The organism is Actinophytocola xinjiangensis (assembly GCF_001921215.1).
Lineage (GTDB): Bacteria > Actinomycetota > Actinomycetes > Mycobacteriales > Pseudonocardiaceae > Actinophytocola > Actinophytocola xinjiangensis.
The window spans coordinates 264,857-284,730 of record NZ_MSIF01000003.1 but is presented as its reverse complement, the minus strand read 5'-3'; the positions used below and the strand labels follow the sequence as shown (position 1 = coordinate 284,730).

At 72.4% G+C, this 19,874-nt stretch carries 16 protein-coding genes; 5 read left to right on the top strand and 11 right to left on the bottom strand.

Annotated features, from left to right (window positions below):
• Window positions 1–31 precede the first annotated feature (31 nt).
• Window positions 32–2,899 (bottom strand): FAD-binding and (Fe-S)-binding domain-containing protein, encoded by a 2,868-nt coding sequence (locus BLA60_RS09080; protein ID WP_075132342.1) that lies wholly within the window; start codon window positions 2,897–2,899, stop codon window positions 32–34.
• Complete coding sequence (locus tag BLA60_RS09075; protein ID WP_075132341.1) at window positions 2,899–4,065, bottom strand: pyridoxal-phosphate-dependent aminotransferase family protein; 1,167 nt, start codon at window positions 4,063–4,065, stop codon at window positions 2,899–2,901. Before BLA60_RS09075 ends, BLA60_RS09080 begins: the two co-directional genes overlap by 1 nt.
• A gap of 102 nt (window positions 4,066–4,167) precedes the next feature.
• On the opposite strand from BLA60_RS09075, the gene BLA60_RS09070 reads away from it, so the two are divergent.
• Together BLA60_RS09070 and BLA60_RS09065 are read left to right on the top strand one after the other, a co-directional pair.
• Window positions 4,168–5,445, top strand: coding sequence for an SLC13 family permease (locus tag BLA60_RS09070; protein ID WP_075132340.1), 1,278 nt, complete (start codon window positions 4,168–4,170; stop codon window positions 5,443–5,445).
• A gap of 24 nt (window positions 5,446–5,469) precedes the next feature.
• Window positions 5,470–6,228: an IclR family transcriptional regulator gene (locus tag BLA60_RS09065; protein ID WP_211288652.1), complete on the top strand. Its 759-nt coding sequence runs from the start codon at window positions 5,470–5,472 to the stop codon at window positions 6,226–6,228.
• A 5-nt stretch (window positions 6,229–6,233) separates the two neighbouring features.
• On the opposite strand, the gene BLA60_RS09060 is transcribed toward BLA60_RS09065, so the two are convergent.
• The 3 genes from BLA60_RS09060 to BLA60_RS09050 all read right to left on the bottom strand — a co-directional run bounded on the left by BLA60_RS09060 (window position 6,234) and on the right by BLA60_RS09050 (window position 8,657).
• A complete protein-coding gene (locus BLA60_RS09060; RefSeq protein ID WP_075132338.1) occupies window positions 6,234–7,004 on the bottom strand; it encodes an enoyl-CoA hydratase/isomerase family protein in 771 nt (256 codons plus the stop codon).
• Window positions 7,001–8,194, bottom strand: a complete 1,194-nt coding sequence (locus BLA60_RS09055) for a CaiB/BaiF CoA transferase family protein (protein WP_075132337.1) — start codon at window positions 8,192–8,194, stop codon at window positions 7,001–7,003. The genes BLA60_RS09060 and BLA60_RS09055 overlap by 4 nt, the downstream gene beginning before the upstream one ends.
• 112 nt (window positions 8,195–8,306) lie before the next feature.
• Complete coding sequence (locus BLA60_RS09050) at window positions 8,307–8,657, bottom strand: MmcQ/YjbR family DNA-binding protein (RefSeq protein ID WP_075132336.1); 351 nt, start codon at window positions 8,655–8,657, stop codon at window positions 8,307–8,309.
• A gap of 109 nt (window positions 8,658–8,766) precedes the next feature.
• Here BLA60_RS09050 and BLA60_RS09045 point away from each other — a divergent pair, with 109 nt between their 5' ends.
• The 3 genes from BLA60_RS09045 to BLA60_RS09035 all read left to right on the top strand — a co-directional run bounded on the left by BLA60_RS09045 (window position 8,767) and on the right by BLA60_RS09035 (window position 12,387).
• Window positions 8,767–10,071: an SGNH/GDSL hydrolase family protein gene (locus BLA60_RS09045; RefSeq protein ID WP_154814229.1), complete on the top strand. Its 1,305-nt coding sequence runs from the start codon at window positions 8,767–8,769 to the stop codon at window positions 10,069–10,071.
• A 284-nt stretch (window positions 10,072–10,355) separates the two neighbouring features.
• Window positions 10,356–11,480 (top strand): PLL family lectin, encoded by a 1,125-nt coding sequence (locus tag BLA60_RS09040; protein WP_211288651.1) that lies wholly within the window; start codon window positions 10,356–10,358, stop codon window positions 11,478–11,480.
• A 61-nt stretch (window positions 11,481–11,541) separates the two neighbouring features.
• On the top strand, window positions 11,542–12,387 hold the full coding sequence (locus tag BLA60_RS09035; protein ID WP_281257424.1) for a sigma-70 family RNA polymerase sigma factor: 846 nt from the start codon (window positions 11,542–11,544) through the stop codon (window positions 12,385–12,387).
• Here BLA60_RS09035 and BLA60_RS09030 read toward each other — a convergent pair.
• Genes BLA60_RS09030 through rhaS form a run of 6 tightly spaced genes read right to left on the bottom strand, consistent with a single transcriptional unit; the run spans window position 12,384 to window position 19,873 of the window.
• Window positions 12,384–13,778 carry a rhamnulokinase gene (locus BLA60_RS09030; protein WP_154814261.1) on the bottom strand — a complete coding sequence of 465 codons (1,395 nt, stop codon included), beginning with the start codon at window positions 13,776–13,778 and terminating at the stop codon, window positions 12,384–12,386. The two genes, BLA60_RS09035 and BLA60_RS09030, sit on opposite strands and share 4 nt — an antisense overlap.
• Window positions 13,779–13,828: 50 nt before the next feature.
• Window positions 13,829–15,259: an L-fucose/L-arabinose isomerase family protein gene (locus BLA60_RS09025; protein ID WP_075132333.1), complete on the bottom strand. Its 1,431-nt coding sequence runs from the start codon at window positions 15,257–15,259 to the stop codon at window positions 13,829–13,831.
• Between the two features lie 12 nt (window positions 15,260–15,271).
• On the bottom strand, window positions 15,272–17,308 hold the full coding sequence (locus tag BLA60_RS09020) for a bifunctional aldolase/short-chain dehydrogenase (RefSeq protein ID WP_425427042.1): 2,037 nt from the start codon (window positions 17,306–17,308) through the stop codon (window positions 15,272–15,274).
• Entirely contained in the window at window positions 17,296–18,471 is a 1,176-nt protein-coding gene (gene rhaI / locus BLA60_RS09015) for an L-rhamnose isomerase (protein ID WP_075132331.1), read from the bottom strand. The genes BLA60_RS09020 and rhaI overlap by 13 nt, the downstream gene beginning before the upstream one ends.
• A complete protein-coding gene (locus BLA60_RS09010) occupies window positions 18,468–18,809 on the bottom strand; it encodes an L-rhamnose mutarotase (protein WP_075132587.1) in 342 nt (113 codons plus the stop codon). The genes rhaI and BLA60_RS09010 overlap by 4 nt, the downstream gene beginning before the upstream one ends.
• Window positions 18,806–19,873 (bottom strand): rhamnose ABC transporter substrate-binding protein, encoded by a 1,068-nt coding sequence (gene rhaS, locus BLA60_RS09005; RefSeq protein WP_075132330.1) that lies wholly within the window; start codon window positions 19,871–19,873, stop codon window positions 18,806–18,808. The genes BLA60_RS09010 and rhaS overlap by 4 nt, the downstream gene beginning before the upstream one ends.
• Window position 19,874 lies beyond the last annotated feature (1 nt).

Genomic DNA, 19,874 nt, shown 5'->3' with positions numbered 1-19,874 from the left:
GTGGACAATCACCCGACCGGGTGGCGCCCGATTAATCCAGAAAGTCCTCTGTGGACAGTTCGGTCGCGGCGAGGACCAGCTCGACCGGGTGCCGTGCGCGCCGCCCGGTGCCGTGCCCGATCTGCTGACGACAGGACACCCCGGTCGCGGCCAGCAGGGTCGACCCCGGCTCGGCGCGCACCGCCGGGAACAGGCGGTTCTCACCGATGGTCATCGACACCGCGTAGTGCTCGGCCTCGAAGCCGAACGAGCCGGCCATCCCGCAGCAGCCGGCGTCCAGCTCGACGACCTCCACGCCCGGGATCCGGCGCAGCAGCCCGACGGTCGCCGCCGTGCCAACGTCGGCCTTCTGGTGACAGTGCCCGTGGAACACGATCCGCCGGCCGGCGACCGGCGACTCCTCGGCCAGCGGCAGGTCACCGGCGTCGATGGCCTCGGCCAGCAGCTCCTCGACCTGCCGCACCCGACCGGCGACCGCACGGGCACGCGGGTCGGCCGGCAGCAGCGCGAGCGTCTCGTCGCGCAGCGTCAGCAGGCACGACGGCTCACAGCCGACCACCGGCCCCGGCGAGCCGGCCAGGTCGGCGACCAGCGCGGCGGCCTTGTCCCGGGCGTCGTCGAGCAGTCCCTTGGACAGGCTCGCCCGGCCACAGCAGCCCTTCGCCGCCAGTCGCACCCGGTAGCCGGCCAGTTCGAGCAGCTCGACAGTGGCCCGGCCGACCCCCGGCTCGGTGAACGTGGTGAACGAGTCGGCGAGCATCGTCACCGGGCCCCGGGGCGCGTCCGCGCGCGCCGGCCGGTGCCGGCGGAACCAGGAGGTCAGCGTGCGCCGCCGGAACCGGGGCAGCGGCCGGCTCGCGGTGATGCCCAGGCGGCGTTCCAGCAGGGCCCGCACCGGGCGCAGCCGGCCGGGCAGGTTCGACAGCGGCGCGGTGGCCGAGCCGAGCCGGTTGAGCGTGCGGATCCCGGCGAAGATCCGCGACCGCGACGGCACCCCGTGCAGGTCGTGGCGCCGCGCCAGCGCCTCGCTCTTGAGCTTGGCCAGATCCACCCCCAGCGGGCACTCGCTGCGGCAGGCCTTGCACATCAGGCACAGGTCGAGCACCTCGTGCAGCCGGTCCTCGCCCAGCGCCCGCTTCGGATCAGGCTGGGACAGCGCGTGCACCAGCGCGTTGGCCCGGCCCCGGGTGGAGTCCTCCTCCCGGCGGGTCGCCTGGTAGGACGGGCACATCGTGCCGGTGTCCTCCTTGCGGCACAGGCCGATGTTCATGCACCGGTCGGCGTTCGCGCGCAGGTCGGTCACCTCGAAGGTGAGCCGGGTGCGCAGCGGGCGGGCCGGCGGCAGCGCCGGGTCGCGCAGGTGCTCGGTCATCGCCGGCGCGTCGACGATCTTGCCGGGGTTGAGCGTGCCGTCCGGGTCGAACAGCCGCTTGACCCGGCGCATCGCCTCGTACAGCGCGTCGCCGAACAGCTCGCGGTTGAACTCGCTGCGGGCCAGGCCGTCGCCGTGCTCGCTGGAGTTGACCCCGCCGTACTCGCGGACCAGGTCGCGGACCTGCTCGGCGACCGCGCGCAGGGTCGCCACCCCGCCCGGCTCGGTCAGGTCGACGAACGGGCGCACGTGCAGGCAGCCGACCGAGCAGTGGCCGTAGAAGCCGGCGCGCAGCCCGTGCCGCTCCAGGATGGCGGCGAACCGGGCGGTGTACTCGGGCAGGTGCTCGGGGTCGACGGCGGTGTCCTCGACGAAGGCCAGCGGCCGGCGGGTGCCGGTGCTGGCGGCCATCAGCAGCCCGAGACCGGACTTGCGGACCTTGAGCAGCGCCGCCTGCTGGTCGTCGGTGACCGCCGCCAGCGTGTGGTAGCCGTGGTGGTGCTTGCGCCACAACGAGGTCAGCCGCTCCAGCTGCCCGGTCAGCGCCCGCCGGTCGTCGCCACGGAAGCTGACGAACAGCAGCGCGTCCGGGTCGCCGTCCAGGATCGTGCCGAGGGCGGCGTAGTCGGGCCGCTGGCGGGACAGGTCCAGGATCGTGCGGTCCATCAGTTCGACGGCGGCCGGGTCGCAGGCCAGCGCGTCGCCGGTGGCCTCGATGGCGGCGGTCGTGGAGGTGAAGTGGCCGACGGCGATGACCGTGTGCCGGGGGCGCTCGACCAGCCCGACCAGGGCGCTGGTGGTCACCGCCAGCGTGCCCGCCGAGCCGACGACGAACCGCGCCAGGTCGAACTCGCCCGCCAGCCGGTCGAGCCGGTAGCCGCCTGCCCGGCGCCAGTACGCGGGGAAACCGGTGGCGATCGCGTCCCGGTCGGTCGCCAGGATCTCCCGCAGGCCACGGTGGATCCGCCCAGCCAGACTGTCCGAAGTGGACTGTTCGGTGTCGTCGAGGCGGGCGCGGGAGGCGTCGGCGAGCACCACGTCCAGCTCGTGGACGTGGTCGATGGTCATGCCGTAGCGCACCGAGCCGCTGCCGGCGGAGTTGTTGCCGATCATGCCGCCGAGGGTGGCGCGGTTGCTGGTCGAGGTGTCCGGGCCGAACATCAGCCCGTGGCCGGCCGCCGCCCGGTTGAGCTGGTCCTGCACCACGCCCGGCTCGACGCGGGCCTGTTTCGCCTCCGGGTCCAGCTCGGTGATCCGGTTGAGGTGGCGGGACAGGTCGAGCACCAGCCCGGGGCCCACGGTCTGCCCGGCGAGGCTCGTTCCCGCGCCGCGCGGCACGACCGGCACGCCGTGCTCACCGGCGAGCGCGACGGCCGCCGCGACGTCGTCGGCGTCGCGCGGGAACACCACGCCGCGCGGGGTGATCGCGTACATACTGGCGTCGCGGGCGAACAGCTGGCGGGTGTAGTCGTCGAAGGCGACCTCGCCGGACATCTCGGCCCGCAGCCGGTGCTCCAGCTCGTCCATCACGCCGCCGCCAGCACCCGCAGCGCGGCGGTGATCCCACCGGGGTCGACCGGGACACCGGCCAGTTCCAGACCGAGCTGCACCCCGGACAGGGTGCCCGCCAGGGACACGTCGCCCAGTTCGCCGAGGTGGCCGATGCGCAACACCCGTCCGGCCAGCCGGCCGAGGCCCGTGCCCAGCGACAGGTTGAACCGGTCGAGGACCAGCGCACGGACCTTGTCGGCGTCGTGGCCCTCGGGGACCAGTACGGCGGTCAGCGTGGCGGAGTGCGCGTGCTCGTCGAGGCAGAGCACCTCCAGGCCCCAGCCGCGTACGGCCGACCTGGTCGCCTCGGCGTGCCGGCGGTGCCGGGCGAACACCTGGTCCAGGCCTTCCTCGGCGAGCATGGCCAGGCTCTCCCGCAGGCCGTACAGCAGGTTCGTCGGTGGGGTGTAGGGGAAGTGGCCGCGCTCGTTGGCCGCCAGGATCGGCCGCCAGTCCCAGTAGGACCGGGGTAGCCGAGCGTTCTCGGCCGCCAGCAACGCCTTCTCGCTGACCGCGTTGAAGCCCAGGCCTGGCGGGAGCATCAACCCCTTCTGCGAACAGGAGATCGTGACGTCCACACCCCACTCGTCGTGCCGGTGGTCGATCGAACCCAGTGAGGACACGGTGTCCACGAGCAGCAGTGCCGGGTGCCCGGCCTCGTCGATCGCCCGGCGGATCGCGGCCACCGGGCTGGTGACACCGGTCGAGGTCTCGTTGTGCACCACGCACAACGCGCGGATCTCGTGCGCGGTGTCGGCGGCGAGCCGTTCGGCGATCACCGCCGGGTCGGCGGCGTGCCGCCAGTCGCCGGGCACCAGGTCGACCCGCAGTCCCAGGCTGACGGCGAGGTCTCGCCAGAGGGTGGCGAAGTGGCCGGTCTCGTAGGCCAGGACCCGGTCGCCGGGGGAGAGGGTGTTGACCAGCGCCGCCTCCCACGCGCCGGTGCCCGAGGACGGGTAGGTCACCACCGGCCCGGTGGTGCCGAACACCGGTCGCAGCGCCGCGAGCACCTCGGTGGCCAGGGTCGCGAACTCCGGGCCCCGGTGGTCGATGGTGGGGGCGGCGATCGCGCGCAGCACCCGCTCGGGAACGTTCGTCGGACCGGGAATTTGCAGGTAATGCCGTCCGGCCGGGTATGGCATCGCCAACTCCTGTCGGTTCTGGAAATCTATTGACTAGCAATTGTGAGTCAGGTCATACTTCGTTCGTTCTCGCGAGTCGTCGTCGCCTCGGGGAGATCCACTGTGACCGGACAAATTGTTTCCATTGTCGTACTGGTTCTCATTGTTCTGCTGGCCACCGTTCGCTCCGTGAATATGGGAGCCGTCGCGTTCCTCGGTGCGTTCCTGGTGGGCACCATCGTCTTCGCAGAAGGCGAGGACGAACTGTTCTCCGGTTTTCCGGGAGACCTGTTCGTCGTGCTGGTCGGCGTCACCCTGCTGTTCGGCCTCGCCAAGGCCAACGGCACGGTCGACTGGCTGATCCACATGGGCGTTCGTCTTGTCAGAGGCCGGATCGCACTGATCCCCTGGGTGATGTTCGCGGTCACCGCACTGCTCACCACGGTCGGTGCCGTGGTCCCCGGCGCGGTCGCGATCATGGCGCCGGTCGGGATGACCTTCGCCGTCCGCCACCGCATCAACCCGATGCTGATGGGCCTGCTGATCATCAACGGCGGAAGCGCCGGCGGGTTCTCGCCGATCGGCGTGTTCGGGGTGATCACCAACGGTGTCGTGGAACGCAGTGAACTGCCCGGTGACCCCATTCTGCTGTGGCTCGGATCGTTCGCGTTCAACCTGGCGCTGAGCATTGTCGTGTTCGTGCTCTTCGGAGGTCGGGAACTGCTGCGCCGGCGAGCCGAGGACATTCCGGAAACCGAGCCGGGTGGCTCCGGTGGCACCACGACCCTGGCCGGGGCCACCACGCTCAACGCGCAGCGGGTCGTCACGCTGACCGGGCTGGTGGTCCTGGTGGTCGTCGCGCTCGGGTTCGACATCGACGTCGGGTTGCTGTCGCTGAGCATCGCCACGGTGATCTGTGTGCTGTTCCCGCGTGACACCAAGGTCGCGGTGTCGGCGGTCGCCTGGCCGACCGTGCTGCTGATCTGCGGGGTCGTCACCTACGTCGCGCTGATGGAACGCCAGGGCACCATCGAGATGCTCGGCGACAGCGTCGCCGACATCGGGGTCCCGCTGCTGGCCGCGTTCGTGATCTGCCTGATCGGCGGCGCGGTGTCGGCGTTCGCGTCCACCACCGGCATCCTCGGCGCGCTGATCCCGCTCGCGGTGCCGTTCCTGCTCACCGGGCAGGTCGGCGCGGTCGGGCTGATCGTGGCGCTGGCGATCTCGTCGTCGGTGGTCGACTCCTCGCCGTTCTCCACCAGCGGTGCGCTGACCGTGGCCAGCAGCCCCGAGGACGTGCGCGACCGGGTGTTCCGCGGGCTGATGATCTGGGGCCTGAGCATGATCGTCGTCGCGCCGGTACTGGCCTGGACGATCTTCGTGTTGCCGGGCTGGCTGTGAGCCGGTACTCCTTACACTGCCGGGATGAGTGAGGGAATGCGCACCGTGCTCACCGCCTTCCGGGTGCTGGAGGAGGTCGCCTACGCGCAGCCGGCCGGTGTCGGTGACCTGTCCCGCACGCTCAGGCTCCCCAAGAGCACCGTGCAGCGGGCGCTGCGGACCCTGTGGACCGCCGGCTGGATCTGCCCGGACGGCGCCGAGACCACCCGCTGGGTGCTCACCACCAGGGCACTGCACATCGGTCAGCGCGCCATCGCCGACCTCGGGGTCCGCGACGCCGCGCTGCCGATGATGCGCGAACTGCGCCGCGAGACCGGCGAGACCGCGCACCTGATGGTGCTCCAGGACGACCGTGCGGTCCTGATCGAGCGGGTGGAGACCGAGCACCCGATCCGCGCGGTCATCCCGTTGGGCAGCACGGTCCCGCTGCACGGCTCGTCCAACGGCAAGGCGATGCTCGCCCACCGCTCGCCCCAGGAGGTCCGGGACCTCCTCGGCGGGCGGCTGGCGCGGCACACCGAGCGGACCATCGTGGACTGGGCGGAGTTCGACACCGAGCTCGACCGTGTCCGCCGACGCGGCTACGCCACGAACGTGGGGGAGTGGCGCACCGACATCACCGCCGTCGCGTCGCCGATCTTCGACGCGCAGGGGCGGGTGTCGGCCAGCCTGTCGGTGTCCGCGCCGGGCAGCCGGATGCCGGCCGAACTGCGCGAGACCTACGGCGTGCTGGTGACCGAGGCCGCGCGGCGGGTCAGCGCGACGCTGGGCCACCGCCCCTGAGCCGCTCACCTGCCGTGCCAGCGCGGCGGGCGCTTGTCCAGGAACGCGGTGACCCCCTCGGCGAAGTCCTCGCTGCCGTAACACATCGCCACCAGGTCCTCGTCCGGCGGCAGGTCGTGTTCCCGCAGCCGGCGCAGCGCCGTCCTGGTGGCCAGCATGGTCAGCGGGGCGTGGCCGGCGAGCCGCTCGCACAGCGCGGCCAGCCGCTCTTCGAGGTCCTGCTCGGCGACGACCTCGGTGGCCAGCCCCGACGCCAGCGCCTGCTCGGCGTCGACGAAGTCGGCCAGGTGCACCAGCCGTAGCGTGTTGGCCGCGCCGATCAGCCCGGCCAGCCGGGCGTAGGTCGGCATCGACACGCAGTTGCCCAGTGTCCTGGCGATCGGCAGGCCGAACCGGGCGCGCGGCGTGCACAACCGCAGGTCGCAGGCCGCCGCGATGCTCAGCCCGCCGCCGGTGGCGTAGCCGTCGACGACCGCGACCGTCGGCACCCGGATCCGCTGCAGCCGGTCGAGCACGCCCTCGACCGTGCGCTCGTAGGCCAGGCCGTCCTCGGCGGTGAATCCCCGGAAGTGGTTGATGTCGGTGCCGGCGACGAAGGTCCCGCCCGCGCCGCGCAGCACCGCCACCCGCACGTCTTGGTGGTCGTCGACCCGCTCGCAGAACTCGGCCAGCGCCGCGTACATCGGCATGGTCATCGCGTTGCGCGCGGCGGGCCGGTTCACCGTGAGCGTGGCGACGGCGCCGGTGAACTCGGTGAGGACGTCGGCCGGTGTCACCGCACGGCTCCCTCGGTGCGCAGGGACGCGATCTCGGCGGTGGAGTAGCCCAGGGCGCCCAGGACCTCGTCGGTGTGTTCGCCCAGGCCCGGCGGAACCCGGCGGACCGTGCCGGCGGTGTCGCTGAGCTTGACCGGGATCCCGAGTGCCCGGACGGTGCCGGCCACCGGGTGGTCCATCTCCACCACCATCTCCCGCGCCAGCGTGTGCGGGTCGGCGCAGGCCTGGGCGTGGTCCCGGATCGGCCCGGCCGGCACCCCGGCGTCGAGCAGCATCCGGCACCAGTCCTCGGTGTCGCGTTCGGACAGGGTGTCCTCCAGTTCCGCCGCCAGCTCCGCGCGGTGGGCGTTGCGGTCGGCGTTGGTGGCGAAGCGCGGGTCGGCCAGCAGGTCGGCCCGGTCGAGTACGGCGCACAACCGCTGCCACAGGCGGGGGTTGTTGGCGCCGACGGTGAGGTGGCCGTCGCGGGTGCGGTAGGCCTGGTAGGGCGCGCTGATCCGGTGCGCGGAGCCCAGCGGGCCGGGCGCGCGGCCGGTGGCCCACAGCTCGGCGGTCTCCCAGACCGACATCGCCAGGGCGGCGTCGTACAGCGAGGTGTCCACGGCCTGGCCCCGGCCGGTGACCGTGCGGGCCAGGCAGGCGCTGAGGATGCCGACCGCGCACAGCAGCCCGGCCGACAGGTCGGCGACCGGCACCCCGGACTTGACCGGCGGCCCGCCCGGTTCGCCGGTCACGCTCATGATCCCCGACATGGCCTGGGCGATCAGGTCGTAGCCGGGGCGGGTGGCGTACGGGCCGGTCTGGCCGAACCCGGAGATGGACGCGTACACGAGCCGGTCGTTGAGGCCGCGCAGTGTCGGGTAGTCGATCCCCAGCCGGGCGGCGACCCCCGGCCGGAAGCTCTCCACGACGACGTCGGCCGAGGCGACCAGCCGGTGGAAGGCGGCCAGCCCGGCGGGGGTGCGCAGGTCGATCGCGATGCCCCGCTTGTTGCGGTTGACCGCGACGAACGCGGCGCTCTCGCCGCCGGGCAGGCGGTGGCCGGTCGACTCGCGGGTGGCGTCGCCCCGGTCGGGCGGCTCGACCTTGATCACGTCGGCGCCGAGGTCGCCGAGCAGTTGGCAGCAGAAGGGTCCGGCCATCACCTGGGTGAGATCGATGACCGTCAGGTGCTCCAGCGCGTGCGTCATCGCGTCCCCCGCCGAGCGTCCGTGTGCGGTGATCCGTGTGCCGTGAGACGGAACGGGATTCGTACAGTGGAACACCGACCATACGATCGGGCTTCGACGGGGGTCAAGCGCGCTACCGCAGCGGATGCTCCTCGGCGAGCTGCTCCGGGGCGGACAGCCGCCAGGCCTCGTAGACCAGTTCGGTCAGCTCGTCGGCGTCGATTCCCGGAAGGTGCACCACCACCCAGCCGAAGCCGCCGGCGGTGAACTGGATCTCGAACACGTCGGGCCGCTCCTGGACCAGTGCGGCCTGCTCGGACAGCGTCTGTTTGAGACCGACGGTTCTGGTGCGTGGCCAGTGGTAGCCGAACCGGCGGCCACGCACGCTGAACGAGGTGTAGTCACGGGCCGAGGTCTGCTCGACCTCGGCGAGCCGGTTGACCATGCGGAGGAACTGGCGGTCTTGGACACCCACGCCGGGCATTCTCGCCCACCCCACCGACAGTTTCTTGACCCCCGGGTAGGCGACCCTCTAATTTGATGAAACTACCGACGATATTCCGAAAGTTTCGGACCGGGGAAAGGGTGCGCCCGTGCGCAGAAGATCGTCAGTCCTCATCCTGGTCGCCGTCGTCCTGCTCACCGCCGCCGTCGGCACGGTCTCCCACGCCACCGGGTCCGCCACCGGCGACCACGACCCGGCCGCGCCGGCGCAACGCGGTCACTGGGTCAACACCTGGACGGCGATGCCGCAGCTCACCGAGCCGCACAACATGCCGCCACCGCCGTTCACCGGTGAGGACGTCGTGCTGGCCGACGCCACGCTGCGCCAGACCGTGCGGGTCTCGGTCGGCGGCGAGCGCGTGCGGCTGCGCTTCTCCAACGCCTTCGGCGGCGCAGTCCTGCCGATCACCGCCGTCTCGGTGGCACTGCCCGAGGGCGGCCGGGCCGGCGTCGCCGGGATCCGGCCGGGCACCGCGCGGCCGGTGACCTTCGCCGGCCGCGCGGCCGTGGACGTCCCGGTCGGCGCGCAGATGGTGTCCGACCCGCTGGCCTTCCGGCTCGCCCCCCGGACCAACCTGACGGTGACCGTGTACCTCGCCGACGGTCAGGCCTCCACCGCCCTGACCTCGCACCCCGGCTCACGCACCACCTCGCACCTGCTGGCCGGCAACCACGTCGCCGACCCGGCGCTGCCCGGCGCGACCCCCACCGACCACTGGTACCTGCTCAGCGGCGTCGAGGTGCTGTCCGGGCGGGGGACCGCCGGGCTGGTCATGCTCGGCGACTCGCTCACCGACGGCCGGGGCTCGACGACCAACGGGAACAACCGCTGGCCCGACCAACTCCTCGACCGGCTGCACGCCGACCGGCGCACCGCCGGGGTCGCGGTGCTCAACCAGGCGGCCGGCGGGAACCGGGTGCTCGCCGACGGTCTCGGTCCCAACGCGCTGGCCCGGCTGGACCGGGACGTGCTGGCCTGCAGCGGCGTCCGCTGGCTGCTGGTGTTCCACGGGGTGAACGACCTGGGGGTCGCGCCGGCGACCGAGGCCGCGCAGAAGGCGATGGCCGAGGACCTGATCGCCGGGTACGAGCAGATCATCGACCGCGCCAACGCCCAGGGGATCACGGTCTACGGCGCGACCCTGCTTCCCTTCGGTGGCAACGAGGGCTACGACGACCCGGCCGGTCACCGGGCCGCCGCCCGGCGAACGGTCAACGACTGGATCCGCGCCAGCGGCCGGTTCGACGCGGTGGTCGATTTCGACCGGGCGTCCCGGGATCCGGCCGACCCCGAGCGGCTGAACCCGGCCTATGACGACGGGGACCACCTGCACCTCAATCCCACCGGCTACCGGGCGCTCGCCGACGCCGTGCCGGCCCGTCTGTTCCGCTGACGTTCCCCTGATCCGTTCCTCTCCGCGCGGCCCGGTCGTCCTCGACCGGGCCGCGCCGCTGTCCGTCCGCGAAAAACGGTAACCGGATTCATCACTCGTTAGGGGATTCCGTCGACCCGTCACGGGGATTGTGCGGCCGTCGGGGTGCCCCCAAGGTTGGAGCGCGCGCTTCCTTTGCGCGGCAAGGCCGATGAACAGGAATAACAATGATCAACAAGAATCCCGTGTTGTTGGTGGACATTTCCTTCGGCCGATTCAGACCAACCAGAACCAGGATTGGATAAATGACCGCATACAGATCCATTGCCCGGCGCGTACGGATGGCCGCCGGGGCCCTCGTGTTCGCCTTCGTGGCCACCACGCTGGCCACCGCCGGTGGCTCGGCCGCCGCCGACCCGACGCCCACCCCGGAACCGGCCGTCGCGAAGGACACCTCGGTCGGCCGGCTGGAGGTGTTCGGCCGGGGCGCCAGCGGCAGCCTCGACCACATCTGGCAGACCGCGCCGAACAACGGCTGGTCCGGCTGGGGCACGCTCGGCGGCTCCATCGAGCAGGTCGAGGTCGGCCGCAACGAGGACGGTCGGCTCGAGGTCTTCGTGATCGGGGCCGACAACGCGCTGTGGCACATCTGGCAGACCGCGCCCAACAACGGGTGGTCGGGCTGGCAGTCCTTCGGCGGCTGGGTCGACCGGCTGTCGGTGACCAACAACGAGGACGGCCGGCTGGAGGTGTTCGCCCGCGGCGGTGACGGCGCGCTGTGGCACATCTGGCAGACCGCGCCGAACAACGGCTGGTCCGGCTGGGCGTCGCTGGGCGGCTGGGTGGACGACATCGACACCGTGCGCAACGAGGACGGCCGGATCGAGGTCTTCGTCAGCGGCAGCGACAACGCGCTGTGGCACATCTGGCAGACCGCCCCGAACAACGGCTGGTCCGGCTGGGCGTCGTTCGGCGGCTGGATCGACGAGGTCGAGGCCGGCAACAACCAGGACGGTCGCATCGAGGTCTTCGTCCGTGGCGGTGACGGCGCGCTCTGGCACGTCTGGCAGACCGCGCCGAACAACGGCTGGTCCGGGTGGGCGTCGCTGGGTGGCTGGATCGACCGGCTCGCGGTCGGCAACAACGCCGACGGCCGGCTGGAGGTCTTCGCCCGCGGCGGCGGCGGCGACCTGTGGCACATCTGGCAGACCGCGCCCAACAACGGCTGGTCCGGCTGGGCGTCGCTGGGTGGCTGGATCGACCAGCTCAACGTGAACCGGAACAACGACGGGCGCCTTGAGGTGTTCGTCACCGGTGGCGACAACGCGCTGTGGCACATCTGGCAGACCGCGCCGAACAACGGCTGGTCCGGCTGGGCGTCGCTGGGCGGCTGGATCGACCGCCTGTCCTCCGGGCAGAACGCGCTCTGATCACCGGGTGGGGCGCCGGGGTCCTCCCCGGCGCCCCACCGTCATGTGGTTGCCTGGCGGCGTGAGGGTCGAGGAGTTCGAGCGGCACCGCGCCCACCTGCGCGCGGTGGCCTACCGCATGCTCGGCTCGGCCAGCGAGGCCGACGACGCCGTCCAGGAGACCTGGCTGCGGACCGACCGCGCCGACACCACCGACGTGCGCAACCCCGCCGCCTGGCTCACCACCGTGGTCGCCCGGGTCTGCCTGAACCTGCTGCGCGCCCGCGAGACCCGCCGCGAGGAACCGCTCGACACCCACGACCCGGCCTCGACCGCCGACCCGGAGCACGAGGCCGAACTGGCCGACTCGGTCGGCCTGGCGATGCTCGTCGTTCTCGACACCCTCGGCCCGGCCGAACGGCTGGCCTTCGTCCTGCACGACCTGTTCGACGTCCCGTTCGACGACATCGCCCCGCTCGTCGACCGCACCCCGGCCGCCACCCGCCAGTTGGCCAGCCGGGCCCGCCGCCGGGTCTCGGGCACCACCCGCGCACCGGAGACCGACCTGGCCCGCCAGCGCCCGGTCGTCGAGGCCTACCTGGCCGCCGCCCGCCGGGGCGACTTCGACGCCCTGCTCACCCTGCTGGACCCGGACGTCGTGCTGCGCGCCGACGCCGCGGTCGGCCCCTCGCCCAGGCCCTTCACCCTGCGCGGACCGCGTGCCGTGGGCCGGATGGCCTCCCGGTCCGGTGCCCGCGCGGTGGCCTCGGCGACGGCGTTGGTGGACGGCCTGACCGGCATCGTGATGGCCGCGAACGGCCGGTTCACCCTCGCCATGACCTTCACCGTCACCGACGGCCTGATCACCGGGATCGACGTCATCGCCGAGCCGGAGCGCCTGCGCCGCCTGGAAGTGGCGCTGCCCTAGACGCCCAGCGCCGCGTACCGCGCCTCCGCGCCGTCCCACCGGTCCGCGCCGGGGCCGGGAGTGTGCGTGCGGGTCGGGACCGTGCGGGCGACCAGGGCACGCATCGCCCAGCGGTCCGGCAGGTCGGCACCCAGGGCACGGGCCTGGACCAGCACGTTGCCCAACGCCGTGGCCTCCACCGGCCCGGCGACCACCGGCAGACCGCACGCGTCGGCGGTGAGCTGGCAGAGGAACTCGTTGTGGGTGCCGCCGCCGATCAGGTGGATCACCTCCGCCGGCCGCCCGGTGACCTCACCCAGGCGCCGCACCGCGCGGCGGTAGGCCAGCGCCAGACTCTCCAGCACACAGCGGGTGATCTCCGCGACGCCCTCCGGCGGACGCTGGCCGGTGGCCCGGCACGCCGCGGCGATCCGGGCCGGCATGTCGCCCGGGGGCAGGAACACCGGGTCGTCGATGTCGACCACCGGGCCGAACGCGGGCGCGTCGCGCGCGGCGGCCAGGGCGTCGGCCAGCGAAACCGTGCCCCAGGCGCGCACCGACTCGGTCAGCACCCACAGGCCGGTCACGTTGCGCAGCAACCGAACCGTGCCGTCCACCCCGGACTCGTTGCTGAACCCGGCGGCCCGCGCCGGCTCGGTCAGCAGCGGCCGGGACAGCTCCATCCCGACCAGCGACCAGGTGCCGGAGGAGATGAACGCGAACGGCACGTCCCCGGTCGCCGGCACCCCCAGGACCGCCGAGGCGGTGTCGTGCGAGCCGACCGCGACGACCGGCGCGGTGTGGCCGAGTTCGGCGCTCACCGCCGGGGTCGTCGGCCCGAGGATCTCGCCCGCGTCGCGCAGCCGGGGCAGCAGCCCGGTCGGGATCCCGGCCCGGCGGGCCAGGTCCAGCGCCCACTCGCCCCGGGTGGCGTCGTAGAGCCCGGTGGTCGAGGCGTTCGTGCGTTCCGCGCCGACCTGGCCGGTCAGCCAGTAGCCGAGCAGGTCGGGGACCAGCAGCATCGTCGACGCCGCCCGCAGCCGGGCACCGTCGCGTTCGGACACCAGCTGGTAGATCGTGTTGAACGGCAGCTCCCGCAGGCCGGTCACCGCGTACTGCTCGGCCGGCGGCACCGTCGCGCGCAGCGCCGCCGCCACCCCGTCGGTGCGGGCGTCGCGGTAGCAGACCGGGTTGCCCAGCAGCGCGCCGCGCTCGTCCAGCAGGCCGTAGTCGACCGCCCACGAGTCGACGCCCACCCCGTCGAGCGGGCCGGCCGCGCGCAGCCCCGCCAGCACCTCACGGTGAATGCCCAGCACGTCCCAGTGCAGCGTGTCGCCCACCCGCACCGGGCCGTTGCCGAACCGGTGGATCTCACGCAGCGCCACCGAGTCCGGGCCGACCTCGCCCAGCATCACCCGGCCGCTGGACGCGCCGAGGTCGACGGCGGCCAGCCGCCGCACGGTCACGGCGCGACGACCGTCAGCTCCAGGCCGAGCAGGTCGGCGACCGCGGTCAGCTCGGCCACCCGGTGACCGGTGCCCAGCGTCCAGTGGTGCGCCACCCCCGACGCCGACCACGCGTCGGTCCACTCACCGGGGTCGCAGCCGAAGTCCACCCGCGAGGTGGTGTTGCCGATCGCCAGCAGCGGCCCTGGCACGACCGTGCCCTCGGCGGCCACCATCGTGTACCGGCCGTCGCGCGCCTGGCCGAGACCGAACGCGGTCACCGGGCCGTGCGCCACGTCGAACTCCACCGACACGCCCCAGCCGCGCTTGCCGTGCAACACGTCCAGCCCGCGCAGCAGCGGTTTGCGCGCGCTGATCGCCAGGTGCGCCGGCCCGTCGTGGCCCATCTCGACCACGTTGTCACGGAAGTTGAGCGCCTGGAACTCGGTGAACGACCCGCCGGCCCCCAGCCGGTCCATGATCAGCATCGCCAGGGAGGTCCGCAGCTCGTACTCCCCGCAGGCCGGCACGCCCCGCGCGGTCAGCAGCGACGCGCCCAGGATCAGCCCGGCGCCCACCCGCTCGTGGGTCTCGCCGTCCAGGCCCCGGTGGTAGTAGGCCAGCGAGTCCAGCGTGAAGTCCTCGACCAGCCGGTCCAGCGCGACCGACACCCGCGCCGCCCACTCCAGGTCCTCCTCGACCACCGACTCGTCCAGGGTGAACATCGAGCGGGCCAGCGCGACCCGCTCGGCGGTCTCGCCGTCGCTGACCTTCTCCACCCGCACCCGCACGTCGTCGATCTCCAGGATCTCCACGTGCCCGCCGAACTGCGCGGTCACCAGCGTCGGGTCGCTGGAGACGTCCATCATCCCCGGGTACAGGTGGCCGAGCAGACCGTGCCGGCCGTGGCGCAGCGCCGCCCGCACCCCGGCCGCCCTGATCCACCGCCCGATCCGCGCCCACGCCCGCTCGTCACCCAGATACCCCGACACCGAGCGGAACTCCACGCCGCAGCGGCGGAACGCGTTGGCCATCTCCGGCAGCGGGCACGCGCCGCAGTAGGCCAGCCACGCGCCGGTGTCGAACGTGGCGTGGTCCATCGCCTCGCTCGGCTGGAGGTTGATCAGCAGCACCGGCGCGCCGGTGCGTTGCGCGACCGGGGCGAGCATCGAGGCGGTCATGTAGGTGGTGAGGAAGCCGACGATCAGGTCGCAGTCGGCCGCGCGCAGCCGTTGCGCGGCGGCCGCGCCGTCGCGCTCGTCGGAGATGAACCCGACGTCGACCACCTCGCAGTCCAGTCCGCCGAGCCTGGCCGACACCTGCTCGGCCGAGCGGCGCAGCTGGGGGAGCAGGTCGGGGAACTGCGGCCAGTACGCGCCGAGCCCCCCGGCCACCAGCCCGATCCTGGTGCGGCGGGGCATGATCCGGGTCGGCATGGTGGTTGTCATGTCGGTCTCCCTTCAGCGCAGGAAGGCGGCCGCGACCCCGGCGTCGACCGGGACGTGCAGGCCGGTGGTCAGCGACAGGTCGCCGGCGGTGATCGCGAACACGGCGGCGGCGACGTGCTCGGGCAGCACCTCCCGCCCGAGCAGCGTCCGCTTGGCGTAGAACGCGCCGAGCTCGGACTCCGGCACGCCGTAGACCGCGGCCCGCTGCGCGCCCCAGCCCTTGGCGAAGATCCCCGAGCCGCGCACCACCCCGTCGGGGTTGATGCCGTTGACGCGGATGCCGTGCTCACCGAGCTCGGCGGCCAGCAGCCGCACCTGGTGGGCCTGGTCGGCCTTGGCGGCGCCGTAGGCCACGTTGTTCGGGCCGGCGAACACCGCGTTCTTCGACGAGATGTACACCAGGTCGCCGCCGAGACCCTGGTCGACCATGACCCCGGCGGCGGCCCTGGCGACCAGGAACGAGCCCTTGGCCATCACGTCGTGTTGCAGGTCCCAGTCCCGCTCGGTGGTCTCCAGCAGCGACTTGGAGATCGACAGTCCGGCGTTGTTCACCACCAGGTCGACCCCGCCGAAGGCCAGCGCCGCCGCCTCGACCGCCGCGCGCACGGCGGCCTCGTCGGTCACGTCGGCGGTGACCGCGACCGCCCGGTCGGCCGGGCCGATCTCGGCCGCCACGGTCCGCGCCGCCTCGCCGTCGAGGTCGGCGACCACCACGCACGCGCCCTCGGCGCCCAGCCGGTGGGCGATCGCCCGGCCGATGCCCGACCCGGCGCCGGTGACCAGCGCGATCCGCCCGGCCAGCGGCTTGGGCGCGGGCAGCCGCGCCAGCTTGGCCTCCTCCAGCGCCCAGTACTCGATGCGGAACTTCTCCCGCTCGTCGATCGGCGCGTAGCGCGACACCGACTCGGCGCCGCGCATGACGTTGATGGCGTTGACGTAGAACTCGCCGGCCACCCGCGCGGTCTGCTTGTCCTTGCCGAAGGAGAACATGCCCACCCCCGGCACCAGCACGATCGCCGGGTCGGCGCCGCGCAGCGGCGGGCTGTCGGGCTCGGCGTGGCGCTCGTAGTAGGCGCGGTAGTCCTCGCGGTAGGTCTCGTGCAGGGCCTGGAGCCGGGCGACGACCTCGGCCAGCGGCGCGGTCGCCGGCAGGTCCACCACCAGCGGGCGGACCTTGGTCCGCAGGAAGTGGTCCGGGCAGGACGTGCCGAGCGCGGCCAGCGGCCCGAGCTTCTCCCTGGCCAGGAAGTCCAGCACGACCTCGGAGTCGGTGAAGTGGCCGACCTGCCGCGCGTCGGTGGAGGCCAGGCCACGGATCACCGGCGCGAGCGCGGCGGCCCTGGCCCGCCGCTGGTCGGCGGGCAGCGCCTCGAACCCGGGCACGACCGCGCCGAACGGTTCGGCGCGGCCCCGCTCGGCCAGGAACGTCTCCGCCGTGCGGATGATCTCCAGCGAGTGGTCCCGGCACTCCTGGGAGGTCTCGCCCCACGCGGTGATGCCGTGCCCGCCGAGGATCACGCCGATGGCCTTCGGGTTGGCCCGGCGGACCGCCGCGATGTCCAGCCCCAGCTGGAAACCGGGGCGCCGCCAGTCCACCCACGCGACCCGGTCGCCGAAGCACTCCTTGGTCAGCGCGGCCCCGTCGGCGGCCGTGGCCAGCGCGATCCCCGAGTCCGGGTGCAGGTGGTCGACGTGGGCGGCGTCCACCAGCCCGTGCATCGCCGTGTCGATCGACGGCGCCGCCCCACCCCGCCCGTGCAGGCAGTAGTCGAACGCGGCGACCATCTCGTCCTCGCGCTCGACCCCCGGGTAGACATCGACCAGCGCCCGCAGCCGGTCCAGCCGCAGCACCGCCAGCCCGGCCTCGGTCAGCGTGCCGAGGTCACCGCCGGATCCCTTGACCCACAACAGGTCCACCGGCCGCCCGGTCACCGGATCGGTGTCGGTGCCCTTCGCCGAGGTGTTCCCCCCGGCGAAGTTCGTGTTCCGCGGGTCGGCCCCCAACTCGTTGCTGCGCGCGAGGAGTTCATCGGCTGTCATGCTCCCCATCCTGCCTGCTCACCGCCGACGCGCTCGGCGTCGACGCGTTCCTGGTAGCCGCTGCGCTTGAACGCCGCCATCGGGTCCGGGTCCAGGCCGGCGTCCTCACGGACCTGCGCCAGCAGCGGCCGCACGTCGGTGTTGTAGGCGTCCATCACCACCGCGTTGGCCTCCAGCACGTCGCCGGCCGACTGGGCCGCCGACAGCGCGTCCCGGTCGACCAGCAGGGCCTTGGCCGTCGCCTCCTGCACGTTCATCACCGAGCGGATCACCGCCGGGATCTTGCGCTCGATGTTGTGGCACTGGTCGAGCATGAACGCGATACCCCGGTCGGGGTGCAGCGCGTCGCCGCGCACGATCTCGTACATGATCCGGAACAGCTGGAACGGGTCGGCAGCGCCGACCATCAGGTCGTCGTCGGCGTAGAACCGGGAGTTGAAGTCGAACGCGCCGAGCTTGTTCTGCCGCAACAGGAACGCCACGATGAACTCGATGTTCGTGCCCGGCGCGTGGTGGCCGGTGTCGATGCACACCGTCGCCTTCTCGCCCAGCTCCACGCAGTGCGCGTAGGAGGTGCCCCAGTCGGGGACGTCGGTGGCGTAGAACGCCGGCTCGAACAGCTTGTACTCCAACACGATCCGCTGGTCGTCGCCGAGCCGGTCGTAGGTTTCGCGCAGCGCCTGCGCCAACCGGTCCTGGCGGGTGCGCAGGTCGTCCTGGCCGGGGTAGTTGATGCCGTCGGAGAACCACAGCTTCAGGTCCCGCGACCCGGTGGCGTCCATGATCGAGATCGCCTCGAGCAGGTGGTCGGTCGCCTTGCGCCGGATACCGGGATCGGGGTTGGTGACCGAGCCCAGCTTGTAGTCGTCGTCCTGGAACACGTTGGTGTTGATGGCCCCCAGGCGCACGCCCTGGTCGCGCGCGTAGCTGGCCAGCGCCCCGTAGTCCTCGACCGTGTCCCACGGGATGTGCAGCGCGACCTGGGGGGCGACGCCGGTGAAGCGGTGCACGGTCGCGGCGTCGGCGATCTTCTCCTCCGGCGTGCGGGGCACCCCCGGCTGGGCGAAGACCTTGAACCGGGTGCCGGAGTTGCCGAACGCCCAGGACGGGGTCTCGATCTCGTGGCTGGCTAGCGCGCGCCGCACGGCGGTCAGGTCTGACACTGGTATCACGTTTCCTGGTCGAGTTGGTCGTCGAGGTGGAACACCTCGGTCAGCAGCCGCAGGCCCTGGTCGGCCGGCCGGCCGTCGATGCCGGTGAAGAACTCCGCCATCTCGGCCTGCCAGCGCGCGTTGACCTCGGTGGCCGCCATCGCCGCCTGCGCGTCGGCCAGCGAGTCGGCCTCGACGTAGCCGATCAGCAGGCCGTCGGTGTCCACGAACAGCGAGTAGTTCCGCCAGCCGGCCTCGCGCAGCGCGGCCAGCATGTCCGGCCAGACCGCCCGGTGCCGCTCGGTGTACTCGGCGAGGCGGCCCGGCCGGACCTGCAGGCGGAAGCAGTACCGCATCAGAAGTCGAAGTCGTCGATGTTGCCGGAGTCGAACACGGTCGGCGGGCCGAGCACGATCTCGCCGTCGGCGCCGATCTCGTAGTCGCCGAGCTTGCCGGCGGTGAACGTCTCGCCCTCCTTGCCGGTGATCTGCCCGGACACCAGCGCCACCCCGGCGTAGGCGGCCAGGTAGCCGATGTCGGCCGGGTTCCACAGCGCGAACTCGGTGACCGTGCCGTTCTTGATGTACTCGCGCATCTGGTTGGGCGTGCCGAGCCCGGTGATCGCCACCTGGCCCTTGTAGTTCGACGAGCTGACGTAGCGCGCGGCGGCGGCGATGCCCACGGTCGTCGGCGAGACGATCACCTTCAGGTTCGGGTAGGACTGCAACAGGCCCTGCGCCTCCTGGAAGGACTTCTGGTCCTCGTCGTTGCCGTAGGCGATCTTCACCAGCTTGAGGCCCTTGTTCTCCGGCTTGGCCAGCTCGGTCTTCATCACCTCGATCCACGCGTTCTGGTTGGTGGCGTTGGGGGTCGCGGACAGGATCGCGATCTCCCCGGAGCCGCCGGCGAGCTTGCTGGTCATCTCCACCAGCTTCTCCCCGATGCCCTGCGTGGACGCCTGGTTGATGAACACGTCGCGGCACTCCTTGGCCGCGTCGGAGTCGAACGCCACCACCTTGATGCCCGAGTCGCGGGCCTGGTTGAGCGACGGGCACACCGCGTTCGGGTCGTTGGCGGCGATCCCGATGACGTCGTGCTGCTGCTGGATCAGCGTGTTGATGTAGCTGACCTGCGAGGAGGCGCTGGCGTCGTTGGGGCCGACGAGCTTGTACTCGCCCTTGAGCTCACCGAGTGCCTCCTCCCCGCCGCTGACCTCGATGTCGGAGTAGGGGTTGTTGAGCTGCTTGGGCAGGTACGCCATCGTGACGCCCTCCTTCAGCTCCGCGTCCGGGTCGGCGACGCCGGTGGCCTGACCACCGCCCTGCTCGCCGGAGGTGTCGTCCTTGGTCGTGCCGCCGCACGCGGCCAGCGTGAGAGCCAGGGTCGCGGCGGTGAGAACTCGTAACACGCGGTATCGGGACATC